The sequence below is a fragment of the Bradyrhizobium sp. B124 genome (genome assembly GCF_038967635.1).
Classification (GTDB): Bacteria; Pseudomonadota; Alphaproteobacteria; order Rhizobiales; family Xanthobacteraceae; genus Bradyrhizobium.
In genome coordinates this window covers 3,081,833-3,098,250 of sequence record NZ_CP152413.1, presented here as the reverse complement: position 1 = coordinate 3,098,250, position 16,418 = coordinate 3,081,833, and the positions used below count along the sequence as shown (strand labels likewise).

The 16,418-nt window shown below is 64.5% G+C and carries 19 protein-coding genes and 1 riboswitch; of the genes, 6 read left to right on the top strand and 13 right to left on the bottom strand.

The genetic code is table 11. The annotated features are described in order from the left end of the window. Positions 1 to 3 precede the first annotated feature (3 nt). Both AAFG13_RS14995 and AAFG13_RS14990 read right to left on the bottom strand, forming a co-directional pair. Complete coding sequence (locus AAFG13_RS14995) at positions 4 to 483, bottom strand: DUF6691 family protein (protein ID WP_342712474.1); 480 nt, start codon at positions 481 to 483, stop codon at positions 4 to 6. Positions 484 to 485: 2 nt separating this feature from the next. Continuing rightward, positions 486 to 923: a YeeE/YedE thiosulfate transporter family protein gene (locus AAFG13_RS14990; protein WP_212310616.1), complete on the bottom strand. Its 438-nt coding sequence runs from the start codon at positions 921 to 923 to the stop codon at positions 486 to 488. A gap of 207 nt (positions 924 to 1,130) precedes the next feature. Between AAFG13_RS14990 and AAFG13_RS14985 the strand changes: the two genes are divergently transcribed. Beyond that, complete coding sequence (locus AAFG13_RS14985; protein WP_092116023.1) at positions 1,131 to 1,565, top strand: hypothetical protein; 435 nt, start codon at positions 1,131 to 1,133, stop codon at positions 1,563 to 1,565. A 93-nt stretch (positions 1,566 to 1,658) separates the two neighbouring features. On the opposite strand, the gene AAFG13_RS14980 is transcribed toward AAFG13_RS14985, so the two are convergent. Genes AAFG13_RS14980 through AAFG13_RS14970 form a run of 3 tightly spaced genes read right to left on the bottom strand, consistent with a single transcriptional unit; the run spans position 1,659 to position 3,116 of the window. Then, complete coding sequence (locus AAFG13_RS14980) at positions 1,659 to 2,174, bottom strand: mismatch-specific DNA-glycosylase (RefSeq protein ID WP_342712473.1); 516 nt, start codon at positions 2,172 to 2,174, stop codon at positions 1,659 to 1,661. Between the two features lie 37 nt (positions 2,175 to 2,211). Continuing rightward, complete coding sequence (locus tag AAFG13_RS14975) at positions 2,212 to 2,691, bottom strand: NUDIX domain-containing protein (protein ID WP_342712472.1); 480 nt, start codon at positions 2,689 to 2,691, stop codon at positions 2,212 to 2,214. Positions 2,692 to 2,720: 29 nt separating this feature from the next. Next, the gene (locus AAFG13_RS14970; RefSeq protein WP_342712471.1) at positions 2,721 to 3,116 is read right to left on the bottom strand and encodes a hypothetical protein; all 396 of its coding nucleotides are present in this window, start codon (positions 3,114 to 3,116) and stop codon (positions 2,721 to 2,723) included. A 202-nt stretch (positions 3,117 to 3,318) separates the two neighbouring features. Between AAFG13_RS14970 and AAFG13_RS14965 the strand changes: the two genes are divergently transcribed. Both AAFG13_RS14965 and AAFG13_RS14960 read left to right on the top strand, forming a co-directional pair. Next, positions 3,319 to 4,992 (top strand): NAD(P)/FAD-dependent oxidoreductase, encoded by a 1,674-nt coding sequence (locus tag AAFG13_RS14965; RefSeq protein WP_342712470.1) that lies wholly within the window; start codon positions 3,319 to 3,321, stop codon positions 4,990 to 4,992. 127 nt (positions 4,993 to 5,119) lie between these two features. Further along, on the top strand, positions 5,120 to 5,548 hold the full coding sequence (locus AAFG13_RS14960) for a VOC family protein (RefSeq protein ID WP_342712469.1): 429 nt from the start codon (positions 5,120 to 5,122) through the stop codon (positions 5,546 to 5,548). Between the two features lie 939 nt (positions 5,549 to 6,487). Here AAFG13_RS14960 and thiC read toward each other — a convergent pair. The 6 genes from thiC to AAFG13_RS14930 all read right to left on the bottom strand — a co-directional run bounded on the left by thiC (position 6,488) and on the right by AAFG13_RS14930 (position 12,126). Beyond that, positions 6,488 to 8,386 carry a phosphomethylpyrimidine synthase ThiC gene (gene thiC, locus AAFG13_RS14955; protein ID WP_342712468.1) on the bottom strand — a complete coding sequence of 633 codons (1,899 nt, stop codon included), beginning with the start codon at positions 8,384 to 8,386 and terminating at the stop codon, positions 6,488 to 6,490. Positions 8,387 to 8,554: 168 nt separating this feature from the next. Next, complete coding sequence (locus AAFG13_RS14950; RefSeq protein ID WP_342712467.1) at positions 8,555 to 9,181, bottom strand: thiamine phosphate synthase; 627 nt, start codon at positions 9,179 to 9,181, stop codon at positions 8,555 to 8,557. Further along, on the bottom strand, positions 9,168 to 9,950 hold the full coding sequence (locus AAFG13_RS14945; RefSeq protein WP_342712466.1) for a thiazole synthase: 783 nt from the start codon (positions 9,948 to 9,950) through the stop codon (positions 9,168 to 9,170). The genes AAFG13_RS14950 and AAFG13_RS14945 overlap by 14 nt, the downstream gene beginning before the upstream one ends. 179 nt (positions 9,951 to 10,129) lie before the next feature. Further along, positions 10,130 to 10,327, bottom strand: a complete 198-nt coding sequence (gene thiS / locus AAFG13_RS14940; RefSeq protein WP_342712465.1) for a sulfur carrier protein ThiS — start codon at positions 10,325 to 10,327, stop codon at positions 10,130 to 10,132. After that, on the bottom strand, positions 10,318 to 11,331 hold the full coding sequence (locus AAFG13_RS14935) for an FAD-dependent oxidoreductase (RefSeq protein ID WP_342712464.1): 1,014 nt from the start codon (positions 11,329 to 11,331) through the stop codon (positions 10,318 to 10,320). Before AAFG13_RS14935 ends, thiS begins: the two co-directional genes overlap by 10 nt. Next, positions 11,319 to 11,462, bottom strand: a riboswitch (TPP riboswitch). Its footprint overlaps the gene before it by 13 nt. 124 nt (positions 11,463 to 11,586) lie before the next feature. Continuing rightward, positions 11,587 to 12,126 carry a lytic transglycosylase domain-containing protein gene (locus AAFG13_RS14930; protein ID WP_342712463.1) on the bottom strand — a complete coding sequence of 180 codons (540 nt, stop codon included), beginning with the start codon at positions 12,124 to 12,126 and terminating at the stop codon, positions 11,587 to 11,589. 362 nt (positions 12,127 to 12,488) lie between these two features. Here AAFG13_RS14930 and AAFG13_RS14925 point away from each other — a divergent pair, with 362 nt between their 5' ends. Next, positions 12,489 to 12,683, top strand: a complete 195-nt coding sequence (locus AAFG13_RS14925; RefSeq protein ID WP_212310604.1) for a hypothetical protein — start codon at positions 12,489 to 12,491, stop codon at positions 12,681 to 12,683. 45 nt (positions 12,684 to 12,728) lie between these two features. Here AAFG13_RS14925 and AAFG13_RS14920 read toward each other — a convergent pair whose 3' ends face one another. Continuing rightward, positions 12,729 to 14,084: an ATP-binding protein gene (locus AAFG13_RS14920; protein ID WP_342712462.1), complete on the bottom strand. Its 1,356-nt coding sequence runs from the start codon at positions 14,082 to 14,084 to the stop codon at positions 12,729 to 12,731. 2 nt (positions 14,085 to 14,086) lie between these two features. Next, positions 14,087 to 14,824 carry a response regulator gene (locus AAFG13_RS14915; protein WP_021079973.1) on the bottom strand — a complete coding sequence of 246 codons (738 nt, stop codon included), beginning with the start codon at positions 14,822 to 14,824 and terminating at the stop codon, positions 14,087 to 14,089. A gap of 287 nt (positions 14,825 to 15,111) precedes the next feature. Here AAFG13_RS14915 and AAFG13_RS14910 point away from each other — a divergent pair, with 287 nt between their 5' ends. Beyond that, positions 15,112 to 15,489 carry a PRC-barrel domain-containing protein gene (locus AAFG13_RS14910; protein WP_212310602.1) on the top strand — a complete coding sequence of 126 codons (378 nt, stop codon included), beginning with the start codon at positions 15,112 to 15,114 and terminating at the stop codon, positions 15,487 to 15,489. Positions 15,490 to 15,868: 379 nt separating this feature from the next. Next, on the top strand, positions 15,869 to 16,387 hold the full coding sequence (locus tag AAFG13_RS14905; protein WP_342712461.1) for a PRC-barrel domain-containing protein: 519 nt from the start codon (positions 15,869 to 15,871) through the stop codon (positions 16,385 to 16,387). Positions 16,388 to 16,418 lie beyond the last annotated feature (31 nt).

The following is a 16,418-nucleotide window of genomic DNA, read 5'->3' as shown; positions in this document are numbered from 1 at the left end:
GGGTCACCCGTCTGCGCGAGATGGAAGGGAAGTGGTTTCGACGGCGCTCGGCGCCAGCGTACGCTGCCGCCAGAGATTCTTGCCGAAGAGATCCTGGCCGATCATGCCTGCCAGCATCGCGACGACGAACACCACGATCGGCAGCGAAAGACCGGCAAGGTTGACCAGCGCGGGCCCCGGGCAGATGCCGGCGAGGCCCCAGCCGATGCCGAACAGGATTGCGCCACCAACGAGCGGCGCGTCGATGTCGTTGCGGTCGGGCCAGAGGAAGCGCGCCGAGAAGGCAGGCGCGGTGCGCCGCCGCGCGATCGCAAAGCCGGATGCCGCGACCGCAACCGCACCCGCCATCACGAAGGCAAGCGTCGCATCCCACGCGCCGAACAGATCGAGGAAGCCGAGCACTTTCTGCGGATCGGTCATGCCCGAGATCAGAAGGCCCGCGCCGAAGATCAGGCCACAGAGGAAGCTTGCGAGAAGGCGCATCGCTAACCCCCGATCCCGTGCCTGACGATGGCAACGGTGACGATCGCCGCCGTCATGAAGATGAACGTGGCGGCAATCGAGCGCCCGGACAGCCGCGCGAAGCCGCAGACGCCGTGGCCCGAGGTGCAGCCATTGCCCATCCTTGTGCCGAACCCGACCAGAACGCCCGCGATCGCGATCACCACAAGGCTCCCATTCATCGCAGGCCGCGGCAGCGGCGCGCCGAATAGCGCCGCAATCAAGGGCGCCGCGATCAGCCCCGCGATGAACGCGATGCGCCAGGCGCGGTCGGCAGTGCGGTCGGCGGTATCGGGCTGGAGCAGGCCGCCGACGATGCCGGTGACGCCGGCGATCCGCCCGGTCAGCAGCATCAGCAGCGCCGCGGCCAGGCCGATCAGCGCGCCGCCGAGAAGGCCGGAAAGTGGGGTGAAATCGTGCATCGGTGCGGGTCCCTGTTGCGCAAACTCCTCAGCGATGGCGCAAAGCGGTGGCAGCGCATGCGCCAATGGTCGCGCGACTACATGGGCGATGATAGACTCCGCAATAACAGGAACAAGCGCAATCCCGCGTGTTTTGCCGGCATTTCGACGTGCCGCCGCCCGATTGGATTGCCAGCGATTCGCTTCACTTCGTCCGGAGAACCCCCCATGAGATTGTCATCCGCCGCCCGCGCCGTGCTGTTTGCGCTGGCGCTGCTCACCGGATCGTCCGCTGCACTGGCCGACGAGGGCGCGGTGACGCTCGTCATCTTCAAGGGCGGCTGGTTCTTCGGCGGCTCCGCCGGCAAAGGCGTCCTGACCTTCCACGGCCAGACCTACGGGCTCACCGCCGGCGGGCTGGACTACGGCCTCGTGTTCGGCGGCTCCCAGACCACGTTGCAGGGGCGGGTGCGCAACATCCGCCGCGCCCAGGATATCGCCGGCGTCTATGCCGCGGCGGGCATGGGCGTTGCGCTCGGCGCCGGCGTGCGCGGCATCCTCTTGACCAACCAGAACGGCGCGGTGCTCGAACTGAGCGGCAAGCAGATCGGGCTGATGGCCAATGTCGACCTCAGCGGGCTTGCGATCACGTTGAAGGAGTGAGGGGCGCGGTGCGTAGGGTGGGTTAGCCGAAGGCGTAACCCACCGACTTATATCCGCGATTGAAGATGGCGGGTTACGCTGCGCTAACCCGCCCTACGATTCTGCGATCCTCTCGGCGAGCTCGCGCCACGGCTGCAACGTCCAGTGCCCGGACGCCGCACCCGATGGCGACGGCAATACGAACACATCAGGAAAGCCGCTCGTGGCCGGCTGCCGCCCGAGCGCAAGCGCGCTGGTCGGCTTGCCGTAAAACAGGCTCGCCGCCTTCTTGCTGGTGAAAGCGATGCTCTTCGGCCGAACCATCTCGATCTTCGTCCTGAAGTCCGCGACATCGAACGAGCCCCGCGCGATCTCGTGATCCATCCCGGCGCCGGTCTTGGAGAGATCGGTGAAGCCGATGCCGAGTTCGAGCAATGCGGTGAACTCGTCCGGCCGATAAAGCCGTGGCGTGATGCCGGCCTCATGCAGCGCGCGCCAGAACCGGTTGCCGGGATGCGCGTAGTAATGCCCGACCGCGGCCGAGCGCGTGCTGGCCGCGGTGCCGACGAACACCAGCCGCAGGTTGGCGCGGAGCTGGTCGGGGAGGCGGTGGGGATTGTTATCGGGCATCGCGGAAGGAGGGAGCAGAGCAGCGGGGCGATCCTGCCTACATGAAATCGTCTTTCGGCAGGCCAAGCTTCTCGACCAGTCTGTTCAGGACAGGCAGCTGTCCCTTGGTAACCTTCCTGAACGCCTCCTTCAATGTAAACCAGCCCGCGCGGTCCGCCTCGGGGAATTCCGCGAGGCGGCCGGATCGTGGCGGCCACTCCATCGCGAACGTGTTGCTCTTGAACGCTGCGAGGTCGAACTCGCCCTCGAACGCCCATGCGCTGACATGCTTGCCGCTCGGTTGCTTGAACACGCCGAGCTCGATGAAGGTGCCGACTGGCCGCTGTCCCGTCTCCTCCTCGAATTCGCGTTTCGCGGCGCTCAGGGGAATTTCGCCCTCTTCATAGAGACCCTTCGGGATCGACCATGCCCCATCATCCTTCTTCGTCCAGAACGGGCCGCCCGGATGCACCAGCAGCACTTCCGCGCTGCCGCGTCTGCGGCGAAACATCAGCAAACCGGCGCTGCGCTGGGGCATGATCAATTCCGAAGATGTACGGCTGCGCGCTAGCGCACCGGCTCCTTCACCTCGTTTTCCGCCGCCACCGCTTGCGCCGGCCCCGTCGATCGCACCATCAGGAACGCTCCCGAGTACGCCGTGCCGCGGATGCTCCAGCGCCCGTCGATCTCGGTCGCATCGGCATTGACGGCGCCTTCATAGTGCACCGTGTCATAGCCGTAGCCTCGCGGCTCGTAGCGCTTGACGAACGACACCGCGCTGCCGGAGCGGTGACCTGCCAGCGAGGCGTTGTGGGTGCTGAGTGGGCAGCCCGCCGCCATGCACGGCTCGGTCACGCTGCCGCCGAGCGCGCCGCCGGCGTCGATCAGCGTCGCCAGGAAGGTGACCATGCCGCCTGGCTGAACATAGCTGCCGTCCCAGACGCCGGTGAGATTGTCGGTCATGGTAGCCTTAGCTGCGTAGCCCGCATGAGCGTAGCGATATGCGGGGCGCTCGCAAATCCGGATGTCGCTTCGCTCATCCGGGCTACGATGTGGCGTTCGCAGCGCCTCAACGCAAGTCGCGCCCGCTCGCGCGCAGTTGCCTGCACCAGCAAAAGGGTCTGTAATCCCATCCAACAGATCAAGAAGAATTTTGGGAGCGGACATGACGGGAGAGGCGAAAACCCATTACGAGGTGATCGTGGTCGGCGCCGGCGTCGCCGGCATCTACCAGATCAAGCGGCTCGCCGATCTCGGCATCGACGCTACAGTGCTCGAAGCCGCGCCCGATCTCGGCGGCACCTGGTACTGGAACCGCTATCCGGGCTGCCGCTTCGATTCCGAAAGCTATACCTACGGCTTCTCGTTCTCGCGCGAGCTGCTCGACGAGTGGCACTGGAAGGAGCGCTTCTCCGGCCAGCCCGAGAATCTGCGCTACCTCAATTACGTCGCCGACAAGTTCGACCTGCGCCGGCACATGCAGTTTGGCTGCAAGGTCGAGGCGATGCGGTTCGATGAGGCGCGCGACCTCTGGCAGCTCAAGCTCAGCGACGGCCGCCGGCTCTCCTGCCGCTTCGTCGTGCTGGGCATCGGCCTGCTCTCGGCGCCGACCATGCCGCGCGTGCCTGGAATCGAGGACTTCAAGGGGCGTTCCTTTCACACCTACTATTGGCCGCACGAGCCGGTCGATCTCGCGGGCAAGAAGGTCGCCGTGATCGGCACCGGCGCGACCGGCATTCAGGTGATCGGCGAGATTGCGGGCAAGGTCGGCGAGCTCACGGTGTTCCAGCGCCGGCCGAACTGGAGCGCGCCGCTCAACAACAGCGCGATCTCGGAAGCGGAAATGGCCGACATCCGCGCGCGCTACGACGAGATCTTCGCCGCCTGCGCGCTGACGCCGGGCAGCTTCGTGCACGGTCCCGACAAGCGCGGCTTCTACGAGGTGAGCCGCGAGGAGCGGCTTAAGCTATGGGACAGACTCTACGACGAGCCCGGCTTCGGCATCTGGCTCGCGAACTTCCGCGAGATTTTCATGGATGAGGCCGCCAATGCCGAACTGTCCGAATATATCGCGGGTCGCATCCGCCGCCGTGTGAACGATCCCAAGGTCGCCGAAAAGCTGATCCCGCGGGACCACGGCTTTGGCGTGCAGCGCCTGCCGCTGGAGACCCGGTATTTCGAGGCCTACAATCGCGACAACGTGCATCTCGTTGATCTCAGCGAGACGCCGCTGGTGCGCGTCACCGAGACAGGCCTGCGCACCACGGCGCGCGACTACGACTTTGACATCATCGTCTACGCCACCGGCTTCGACGCCATCACCGGCGCCTATGATCTGATCGACATATCAGGCGTCGGTGGCGCGAAGCTCGCCGACAAATGGAAGCAGGCGCCGTCGACCTTCCTCGGCATGCTCGTGCACGGCTTCCCGAACCTGTTGATGCCCACGGGCCCGCAAAGCGCCTCCGCGTCCACCAACTTCCCGCGCGGCATCGAGAACGGCGTCAACTGGTGCACCAACCTGCTGCAATACATGTGGGACCGCGGCCTGACCCGCGCCGACGCCACCTTGGAAGCGCAAGAGCGCTGGACCGCGCACGTCGCGAAAATGTACGAGATCATGCTGATGCGCAAAGCCAAGTCATGGTTCACCGGCTACAACTCCAACGTCGCCGGCCACGAGGAAGGCACCGTGCGGTACTTCGTCTACAACGGCGGGACGCCGAAGTTCTTGGGGATCATCAATGGCGTGGCGGCGGAGGGGTATCGGGAGATTGAGTTTGGGGCGAGGGCGCACGGCGGCGCGCAGATGGCAACTGTTGGCGCGTCGGCGCCGTAGGGTGGGTTAGCGCAGCGTAACCCACCATCTTCTCGCCGCCCAGTCGGTGGGTTACGCCTTCGGCTAACCCACCCTACATAAAACATTGTCCTGAACGGACAACACGATCCACATCGAAGGTGACCAAATGATCGACCACGTCTACATCTCCGTCACCAACATCGAGAAGTCGCTGGCTTTCTACTCTGAAGCCCTGAAGCCGCTCGGCTGGAAGGTCTTCGGCAACTACGACTCAGCTTCGGGCCCCAAGGGCGTCCCCGATCTTTACGGCATCGTTGACGATATGTACGGCAGCGGAAAGGCGGTCGGATCGAGCATCTGGCTTCGGCAACGCAACCCCGGCGAGACCGGGCTGTATCTCGGGATTGTCTGCGACACCAATGAGCTCGTTGACGCCGCCTACGCCGCTGCAATCAAGGCTGGTGGCACCGACGAGGGTAAACCGGCGGATCGCACCTACTTCGCCCCCGGTTACTACGCCGCCAACGTCGCCGACTTCGACGGCAACCGTCTTGAGTTCGTGCACAAAGCGTGGAGTCCCAAGCGTGCCGGATAGTAAGTCGTGGCCCGCATACGCACGGAGCGTCGTAGGGGTCGGTTAGTTGCTAGCCCGGATGAGCGCAGCGACATGCGGGAACAGTGCAACCCCGGATGTCGCTTCGCTCATCCGTGCAACGCTTGCCGGCGAGAAGCTCACCGTCCTCATGAAGTCATCCAAACCGCAATAAACATATACGATACGATCACGAGGTACCAAGCAACAAATATGAAGGCTAAGATATATGCACGACGGCGGTACGAGAGACCCAACTCTGTAAATTCGCTACGCGGGATTAAGGGGAGCGACCCCTTGGCCATGCTCCCAAACTTTGGCCAATTGGAATCCGGCTTAAGGTTATCGGCTGCTTGTAAGCTATAATATAGGCCGGTGAATGCAATGATGAGTGCCGGAATCCCTAGAAGCGGAATACCGACTATTGTCAGTGCTTTCGTCGTCAAGTGCATTTGTTATGCCATTTGCGCGACCTCGCACAGCCCTGTCTTTTAGACCAGTGCGAGGGATGGTTGAATTCTGCTTTCGGCCCTTAGCTGATACTCAACTTATTCCCAGTCAATGTCGGCGTTGAAAGGACATTGCCACCTTGCACGCGCGTGATGATGATCACACGCCTCCAGAGCTGGATAAAGTCGAGTTGAAGCGCTCTCGCGGCAGACTGGTCGCGCCTCTCATGCTCGCGAGGTCGAGACAAGCGAAGCCTGCTCTTAGGCCGTTTCGTATCGAAGATGCGATACGGATGCGGGCTCTCTCCACGACATGGTTCGTGAAGAGGGCTCCCAGCCCAGCCATTCCCCGCAAGCGGGAGAGGGGCACCACCTTCGTGGTGGCTTTTCAATCTAATTTCATCATCCTCTAGAAGGAAGAAAGCCGGGCTCTCGCCCGGCTTCTCAATTTGATGGATACCCGGACAGGCCCCGGGCATGACGAGCGGAAGGATCACAGCACCCGATTACTCTCCTTCACCTTCTCCGCATCGAGATACAAGTTCTCGCCCATCTCCTTGAACTTGGCGCTCATCGTCGCCATGCCGTCCTCGATGGTGCCTGAGATCGATGCCCCGACGCCGGTCGGGTCGTTGAGCGTCGCGGCGTAGTCGCGGACGTCCTGGGTGATCTTCATCGAGCAGAATTTCGGGCCGCACATCGAGCAGAAATGCGCGACTTTGTGGGCTTCCTTTGGCAGGGTCTCGTCATGGAAGTTCTTCGCGGTCTCGGGGTCGAGGCCGAGGTTGAACTGGTCCTGCCAGCGGAAGTCGAAGCGGGCGCGGCTCAATGCGTCGTCGCGGAGCTGCGCGGCGGGGTGGCCCTTGGCGAGATCGGAGGCGTGGGCCGCGATCTTGTAGGTGATGACGCCGACCTTGACGTCGTTGCGGTCGGGCAGGCCGAGATGCTCCTTCGGCGTGACGTAGCACAGCATCGCGCAGCCGAACCAGCCGATCATTGCCGCACCAATGCCCGAGGTGATGTGGTCATAGCCCGGCGCGATGTCGGTGGTCAGCGGGCCCAACGTATAGAAGGGCGCCTCGCCGCACTCCTTGAGCTGCTTGTCCATGTTGATCTTGATCTTGTGCATCGGCACGTGGCCGGGGCCCTCGATCATGACCTGGCAGCCCTTGTCCCACGCGATTTTTGTCAGTTCGCCGAGCGTTTCCAGCTCTGCGAATTGGGCTCGATCGTTCGCATCCGCAATCGAACCGGGGCGCAACCCGTCGCCGAGCGAGAATGAGACATCGTATTTCCGCATCAGATCGCAAATCTCATCGAAATGCGTGTACAGAAAACTCTCCTTGTGATGCGCGAGGCACCACTTCGCCATGATCGAGCCGCCGCGCGACACGATGCCGGTGACGCGGTTGGCGGTGAGGTGGATGTAGGGCAGCCGCACGCCGGCGTGGATCGTGAAATAGTCGACGCCCTGTTCGCACTGCTCGATCAGGGTGTCCTTGTAGAGCTCCCAGGTCAGCTTGACGGGATCGCCTTCGCACTTCTCCAGCGCCTGATAAATGGGAACGGTGCCGATCGGCACCGGCGAGTTGCGCAGGATCCATTCGCGGGTGGTGTGGATGTTGCGCCCCGTCGAGAGGTCCATCACGGTGTCGGCGCCCCAGCGGATCGCCCACACCATCTTGTCGACCTCTTCCTCGACCGACGAGGTCACCGCCGAGTTGCCGATATTGGCGTTGATTTTTGTGAGGAAGTTGCGGCCGATGATCATCGGCTCGAGTTCGGCATGGTTGATGTTCGACGGAATGATGGCGCGGCCGCGCGCGATCTCGCTGCGGACGAATTCCGGCGTGATGAAGGCCGGCACCGCGGCGCCGAAGCTCTCGCCGTCGGCGAGGGCTGCCTCGGCGCGCTCGAGCTGCTGCTTGCGGCCGAGGTTCTCGCGCTCGGCGACGTAGATCATCTCCTTGGTGATGATGCCGGCGCGGGCGAATTCGAGCTGCGTGATCTTGTGGCCGTCCAGGCCGCGCAACGGCTTGTGATGCGCGGTGAACGCCTTGGCGGCGTGGGATGCGCCGACATTGCCGTTGTCCTCCGGCTTGATGGTGCGTCCCTCATATTCCTCGACGCCGCCGCGCTGCTTGACCCAGGCGAGGCGATTGCGCGGCAGGCCGCTGTTGACGTCGATCGTGACGGCGGGATCGGTGTAGGGGCCCGAGGTGTCATAGACCGGCAGGTTCGGCTCGCCGGCGCCCTCGGACAGGATGATCTCGCGCAAGGGAACGCGGATGTCGGGTGCGGCCTCCGGGGTCGCAAAGATCTTGCGCGATGAGGGCAGCGAGCCTGTGGTGACGGCGGGGAGCGTGGTGTCGGGGTTGGAGCGGATGTTCATGAGATCCTCCGGTTTAATTCGTGTGCGTGAATGTCGTTGTTCTCGTCACCCTGAGGTGCTCGCGAAGCGAGCCTCGAAGGGTCGACGAGCCGAGCCGTCGCCCTTCGAGGGCCGCTGAAGAAGCGGCCACCTCAGGGTGACGGTATGGACAGCGTGTGCTGGGCAGCATCATGCAGCCTCCGCACGGATGCCGAGCCATTGCCGCACCCGCGCGTCGGGGTCGGCGTTCTGGGTGACGTCACTGACGACGGCGATCGAATCGGCACCGGCGGCGAAGATCTCGGCGGCGTGCTCGAACTTGATGCCGCCGATCGCGACCAGCGGAATGGCGCCGATGCGCTTCTTCCACTCGGTGATCTTCGGAATGCCCTGCGGCGCGAACCGCATCGACTTCAGCGTGGTGAAGAAGATCGGGCCGAGCGCGACATAGTCGGGTTTCGCTGCGAGCGCGGCGTCGAGTTCGGCATCGTCATGGGTGGAGACGCCGAGTGTCAGCCTGGCTTTGCGAATCTCGGCGAGATCAGCGTCAGCGAGGTCTTCCTGGCCGAGATGCAGATGCTCGGCGCCGGCGACGATCGCCGCGCGCCAGTAATCGTTGACGACGAGCTTTGTGCCCGTGCCCTTGGTCACCGCCAGCGCGTCGGTGACGATCTGCAGCGCCTCGGCATCGTCGAGGTCCTTGGCGCGGAGCTGGATGGTGCCGACGCCGAGCTTGGTCAGTCGCTCGACCCATTTGATGCTGTCGACGACGGGATAGAACGGATCAGGATACGCGTGGCGATCAGGATACGGCATGCCAGAACGGGGTCCCAACGACAGGGGTGGAGGGGGAGGCGAAGTCGCGGGCTTCCATCAGCCCGGCTTCATAGGCGGTGCGGCCGGCCTCGACGCCGAGGCGGAAGGCATTGGCCATCGCAACGGGATCGGCGGCCTTCGCCACCGCGGTGTTAAGCAGCACGGCGTCGTAGCCGAGCTCGAGCGCTTCGGCCGCATGCGAGGGCGCGCCGAGGCCGGCGTCGACCACCAGCGTGATGTCGGGCAGGCGGTCGCGCAAAAGCCTCAAGGCGTCGCGGTTGGTGATGCCCTTGGCGCTGCCGATCGGCGCGGCCCACGGCATCACCACCTTGCAGCCGGCCTCGACCAGCCGCGACGCCACCGAGAAATCCTCGGTGCAATAGGGGAACACTTCAAAACCGTCCTTGATCAGGATCGTGGCGGCCTCCACCAGGCCGACCACGTCGGGCTGCAGCGTGTCGTTGTCGGCGATCACCTCGAGCTTGATCCAGGGCGTGCCGAACAATTCGCGCGCCAGCTTCGCGGTGGTCACCGCCTCGCGCACGCTGCGGCAGCCCGCGGTGTTCGGCAGCACGGTGACGCCGAGCTCACGGATCAGCGCCCAGAACGCATCGCCGGTCTTGCCGCCCGCGGCTTCTCGGCGGAGCGATACGGTAACGATGCTGGCGCCCGAGGCGCGGATCGCGCCCTGCATGATCGCCGGCGAGGCATACAGCGCCGTGCCGATCAGCAGGCGGGACGGGAAGGATTTGCCGTAGAAGGTGACCATGATCCGTGGTGTCTCCTCAAATCAATCTGTCGTCCCGGCGAAGGCCGGGACCCATAACCACGACCGGCAATTGCCGCAGGGAACGTCTCCCCGCGTGCTTCACGGAAGGGCCGCGGAGTATGGGTCCCGGCTTTCGCCGGGACGACGAGGGGAGAAGGCTTGCATGAAATGCCATCACATCACCCTCCCTGCCGCGGCGTGATGATCTCGATCTCGTCGCCGGCCTTGAGCGCGGTCTCGGCCCAGCGGCTCTTCGGCACCACGTCGTAATTCACTGCGATCGCGAAATGCGTGCCCTCGTAATCGAGCTCGGCCAAAAGCGCGTCGACGCTGGAAGCCGCGATCTCCCGCTGCTCGCCGTTCACGATCACGCGCATTGCATCACCTCATTGTCGATTTCGCCGCGTGCGAGATAGGCGAGCGTCAGCTCGGCCAGCGCCGGCGCCAGCAGGAAGCCGTGGCGGTAGAGTCCGTTCACCGTGATGCGTTCCTGCTCGATGCTGATTTTGGGTAGATTGTCCGGGAAGGCCGGGCGCAGGCCGGCGCCGAATTCGACGATGCGCGCCTCGCCGAACGCCGGATGCACCACATAGGCGGCCCCTAACAGTTCCAGCGCCGAGCGCACGCTGACGCCGTTGTCCTCGGCTTCGATCGAGGTCGCGCCCAGCATGAAGCGGCCGTCGCCGCGCGGGATCACGTAAAGCGGCCAGCGCGGATGGATCAGCCGCACCGGGCGCAACAATTCGACCTCCGCGGTCTCAATGACGATCATCTCGCCCTTGACGCCGCGCAGGCTCGGCTCGCGGTCGCGCGCGGCAAGCCCGCGGCAGTCGATCACCAGGCCGTCGAGATCATCTGCCTCGGCGTCGCTGCCGAACTTGATGGCGCCGCCGGCCTTGGCGATCGCGGCATGCAGCCGCGGCAGCACGCGGCGCGGCTCGACATGGCCCTCGTTGGGATAGAACAGACCGTCACGAAAGCGGCCCTCGAGCGACGGTTCGAGTTCGCGGACGCCCTCGGCGTCGAGCCGGCGATAACCTGACGTGAGGCGGGCAAAGCGCTCGAAATCGGCGCGGTCGCGCGGATGCGCCACCACCAGCGAACCGTTGAACGCCGTTTCCGGGAGATGCTGCCGCCATAGGTCGAGCGAACGAATGCCGAGCCGCGAGATCACAGGCTCGGAGGCTTCCGCCTCGCACCAGGGCGCCAGCATTCCGCCGGCCCAGTGGCTTGTGGATTGCGTCATCGCAGCGTCACTGCGCTCATGCAGGGTGACCGCACGTCCGGCCTCTGCGAGCAACAACGCATGCCAGGCGCCGGTTATGCCTGCGCCGATGATGGAGACGGGGGAATCCCCCCGCGGTCTTGACGTCTGGTACATCCCTGTCCCTTCGCCGGCATGACCCGGATCAGGTTCAAAGGGTCACCGCGGTCCCGAACTGATCGCCGTGACGGCGAAGTCCAAGCTTGCGGTATCTCAGCTCCTCCTTCGGAGCACCCCTCGGAACGCCCCCAATGTAGGCGGATGGGCGGATGTGTCAACTTGTATGCCAGGAGCGGCGCCGCGGCGTGCGCAAAGCGCTCGTGCCCCGGTCGCAACGCTGCGCGTTGCATCGTGTCCGGAACACGCAAGCACCTATTTAGGAGCCTGTTCCGGCTTCGGCTCGGCGATATCGGCCGACATTTGGTCCTGCATCTGGCCTTGCCTGGCGAGTTCCTTCGGTGGCGCACCCGCGCCGCCATGCAGCGCCTCCTTGAGGTGACCACCGCGCTGCCGCTTTGCGACGTAGTAATACCCGCCCGCGAAATAACGCACGGCTCGGTCGTGATCGCCATTGGCGGCGCGATAGGCGCCGGCGAGGTATTTGACGCCGTATTTGAGGTTGGTGCCGGGGTCACGCAGACCCTCGGCGGTACCGGTGTAGCCGAGGCCGCGCGCGGTGCCGAGCTTGATCTGCATCAGCCCGATGGTGCCGCCGCGCCCGATCAGCTGCGGATGGTACTTGCTCTCGCGGACGATGACGCGATGCACCAGCTCTTCCGGCACCAGGTTGGCCTGGGCCTCGGCCGCCACCATCGCCTCATATTGCGCGCGCGATTGTGCCTGCGCACTGGCGCAAGACGCCAGCACCGCGATGACGGCAGCAAGGCAGCTAAGGCTCTGAAGGGTCTTCATCTCGGGTCGCCCGGGGGTGATCAAACGCGCGTCGGTTCTGCGGTCTCATTGGTACGGCGAGCGGGCAGGAATGTGGCAAAACCTTCGCATCAGCGAAACGTTCCGCGTCCGTGATCGTCTGGGTGCGGCTGAAGCGGACGATGCGCTTGCGGAGACAGATGCTTCAAATTGTTTGCTTCAAACGTCGCAGCCGAAAATTGTTTTTGCGTCCGATTCTTGCGGCCGCCTTTTGCCGCACACTATCCACAGCGGATTGTCGTGCAAACGACTCGATGAAGGTCTACACTGATCGGCGACAGCGCGCGTGTCAGCACGTCTGTCCGTTCAAAAGCACGCAAGAAACAACATTCGGGAGATGCGCCATGGTCCGGCAGGACACCGGCTACATGCCTCGCGAAAATCCCTGCGCGCAATGCGGCAAGCCGATTGCCCGCCCCGATTGGGTGGAGCACAGCGAGGGGCGCACGTCGTTCCTGTGGAATTGCCGCGTCTGCAATTACCGCTTCGAGGCCATCGCGATCTACGACACCGCGCAGCTCACGCCGCTCGCCGCCTGACGCTTTGGTTATCGGTCAGCTTCGTCGCCGATCAGCCCCGGCTGATCAGGCTGCGGATTTCCGCGGCTGCAACTGTTGCTGCCGCGCCGGCAGTTCGATCCGGACCACGAGCCCGTGCGGCTTGCGATCGTGCAGCGACAGCGTGCCGCCATGCGCGAGCACGATGGCGTTGGCGATCGACAGGCCAAGGCCAAAGCCTTCAGCCTCGTCCATGTTGCGCGCCTGGTCGCCGCGCACGAACGGCTCCAGCACGCTTGCCTTGTGCGCGTCCGAAATGCCGGGGCCGTCATCCTCGATGTCGATGACGAGGCGATCCGGCTTGACGTCGAGGCGAACAGCGACTTCGCCGCCGAAGCGCACGGCATTGTCCACCAGATTGGTGATGCTGCGATGCAGGTCGGCTGGCCGCGCGGTCGCCATCGCGTGCTGCGGACCCTCGTAGCGGACCTTATGTCCCATGTCGGCGAACTGGTCGGTGACGAGGTGCAGCGTGCTCGCGATGTCGACCAGCGTCATCTCCTCGAGCTTGCGGTCGTTGCGCAGGAACGACAGCACCGATTCCAGCATCGAGCGCATCTGGTCGAGATCGCGCAGCATGCGGTGGCGATGGGTCTCGTCCTCGATGAATTCGGCGCGCAGCCGCATCCGCGTGATCGGCGTGCGCAGGTCGTGGCTGATCGCGGCCAGCATCTTGGTGCGGTCATCGATCAATGCCGTGATCCGCTCGCGCATCCGGTTCAGCGCCTTGGCCAGCGAGCGGATCTCCTCGGGGCCGCGTTCGGGCAGCGGCGCGGCAGCGCCGTTCAGGCTGAAGGTCTCCGCGGCCTTGACGAAGGACGACAGCGGCGCCGTCAGCGCCCATGCCGCCCACAGGCCGAGCAGGGTGACGCTGATGACGGCGAACAGCACCGTCATCATCCACGGCCCGCCCCAGAACGGCCGCATGTGCTGGTCCGGCATCAGGTTCGCGGCGAACATGGTGCCGTCAGGCAGGCGGATCGCGACGCGGCGGATCTCGCCGTCATGCGGCGTGCTGCCCGCCTCGCGCGGCAGAGAGAAGACGTGATAGCCGGCGCCGAGCCGGCGCAGCGCGTGCAGGCTCGGCGGGTCGGTCTCGGTGAGGGCGCTGGTATCGGACGTGAAGTCAGCGATCGCAAGCTGCGGGAAGGCTCTGATGACGTCGGCCTGGAGCCGCGGCCGCTCCGATGCCGGCGCGTGCCCGAGCAGTTGCGCGGCGGCGGCGAGCTGGGTGTGCCAGCGGTCGGACGGCTCCGGCCGGTCCGGGCGATGGATCAGGAAGGTGGCGGTGATGATCAGGTGCAGCGTGACGATCGAGACGACGACCAGCGCCGCCATCTGGGCGCCGATCCCCCGCAGACTCAGCACACGCAGCAGCTTCATGGTCAGTTGCTCGTGGCGGCAACCGCCTCCACCCTGGGAGTGAACACATAGCCGCCGGACCGCACCGTCTTGATCATGGTGGCTTCCTGCGGATCGGGTTCGATCTTGCGTCTGATACGGCTGACCAGCACGTCGATTGAACGCTCGAACGAGCCGGCGCTGCGGCCCTGCGTCAGGTCGAGCAGGCTGTCGCGCGACAGCACGCGGCCGGGCCGTTCGCAGAATGTGCGCAGCAGGTCGAACTCGGCGCTGGTCATGGCGACGCGCGCCCCTTCGGGGTTGCGCAGCTCGCGCAGGCGGATGTCGATGCGCCAGCCGAGGAAGGTCAGCGTGGTCGCCCCCTCGATCGCGCTGGCGTTGCGCGCGGCGGCCTGCCGGCGCAGCACCGCGTTGATGCGCGCGAGCAACTCGCGCGGGTTGAACGGCTTGGCCAGGTAATCATCGGCGCCCATCTCGAGGCCGAGGATGCGGTCGACGTCCTCGCCGCGTGCGGTCAGCATGATGATCGGCGTCTGCGACTCCGCGCGCACCTTGCGGCACAGGCTAAGGCCGTCCTCGCCCGGCAGCATGACGTCGAGCACCAGGAGATCCACGCGGTGGTCGGTCATGGCCTTGGCCATCTCGCGGCCGTCGGAGGCGGTCGTGACATGACAGGAATTGGTACGGAGATATTTTGCGATGAGCGACCGCGTCTCGCGGTCGTCCTCGACGACAAGGATATTGGGCGCAGCCTGGGTCATACCGACTCTTTTGTCCGTGATTCGGGGGAAGCGGCTCAGGAATTTTGTTTCAGTGTATTTCTGAAATCTTGCCCGGCAGAACGAGTTTACAGATCGGTGCTGTCGAGAAAAGTTATCGTTCTGTCATCAAGCCTAATGCTTTGAAATACGGATAGAACTTTCCAAGGCTGCGCCGCGGCCCCGAGCTGCCTTGGCGGCCCGAAAAAGGGAAGGGCGGCTGTCATAACCAGGGCCGGAACCCGTTCCCCCGGCGACGCGTTATTTCTCTTTCAGGCCAGGAGGGTGAGATGGCTGTCGAGGTCAGTGCAAGGCCGCATCAGCTCATTGCAAGCGATCGCGTCGAGGGCACGGCGGTGCGCCGGGCCAATGGCGACATGATCGGCCATATCGAGCGGCTGATGATCGACAAGATCTCGGGCAAGGTGTCGTACGCGGTGCTGAGCTTCGGTGGTTTCCTCGGTATCGGAACCAATCTGCTTCCGCTGCCGTGGGGCCGGCTGCACTACAATACGAAGTTCGAGGCTTATGAGCTCGACATCGAGGACGACGAATTGAAGCGCGCGCCGTCGTTCCGTGCCGACAAGGATTTCGATTGGGGCGACCGCTCGCAGGAAGTCGAGCTGCATCGCTTCTACGGCGTACCGCCCTATTGGGGCGGCTTCTGAGCGCGGCAAGTCACGCGCAATCAGCTTCCGTGGCGCGAGGCGCGCTGCGACATGCGCGTGCGGATGATTTTGGGCAAGCGCGGTTCGCCGGGACGACTTAGTGAGCCAAACATCGTCACATCAGGGACTGCGCGTCCGGCGCAGTCGTGAGGCTCAACCGCAGCCTACTTGAGAGATCACGATCGCTTTCGTCAAGCACCGCAGCGTTCCATGTGTCGGAAAGTGCGCAACCCTCGGGCTTGCCGCATCGCTTCCATGGCGTTCCCGGCATGGCGTTCCCAAGCATTGGGGCGGCTTTTGAGCGCAGGCTCGTTAGGAACGGTCGCGGACATCACGGGTTTTCCCAGCATCGATTTTGCGAACTGAGGAGAGCGCAACTATGTTGGTCAAATCCATCATCGCCGGCGTGGCCGGCTCCGCCCTGCTTGCAACCGTCGCGATTGCACAGACCCCCACCGACAAGGGCGACAAGATGTCTCCTGCGGCATCGACGACAACGACCACGTCATCGACCTCGTATCAAGGCAACTGGCGCGCGTCCAAGGTCGTCGGCCTCAGCGTGTACAACGACAAGAACGAGAGCGTCGGCTCGATCAACGATCTCCTGATGGACAAGGGCGGCGCCATCAAGGCTGTCGTGATCGGCGTCGGCGGCTTCCTTGGCGTCGGCGAGCATCTGGTCGCCGTGCCGCTCGACAAGGTGAAATTCGCAAGCGAGCCGGTCGCCTACACCGGCGCCTCGAACACCGGCAGCACGACCAAGTCGACGACCACCACCGGCGCGGCGCCCGCAGCGGCGGCGTCGAAGCCGAATCCCTGGTATCCGGATCACGCGGTGTTCAGCGCGACCAAGGACGAGCTGAAGGCGATGCCCGAGTTCAAGTACGCGACCGAGTAACGCGGATCGCCCTGTGTGAAAGACGAATGCG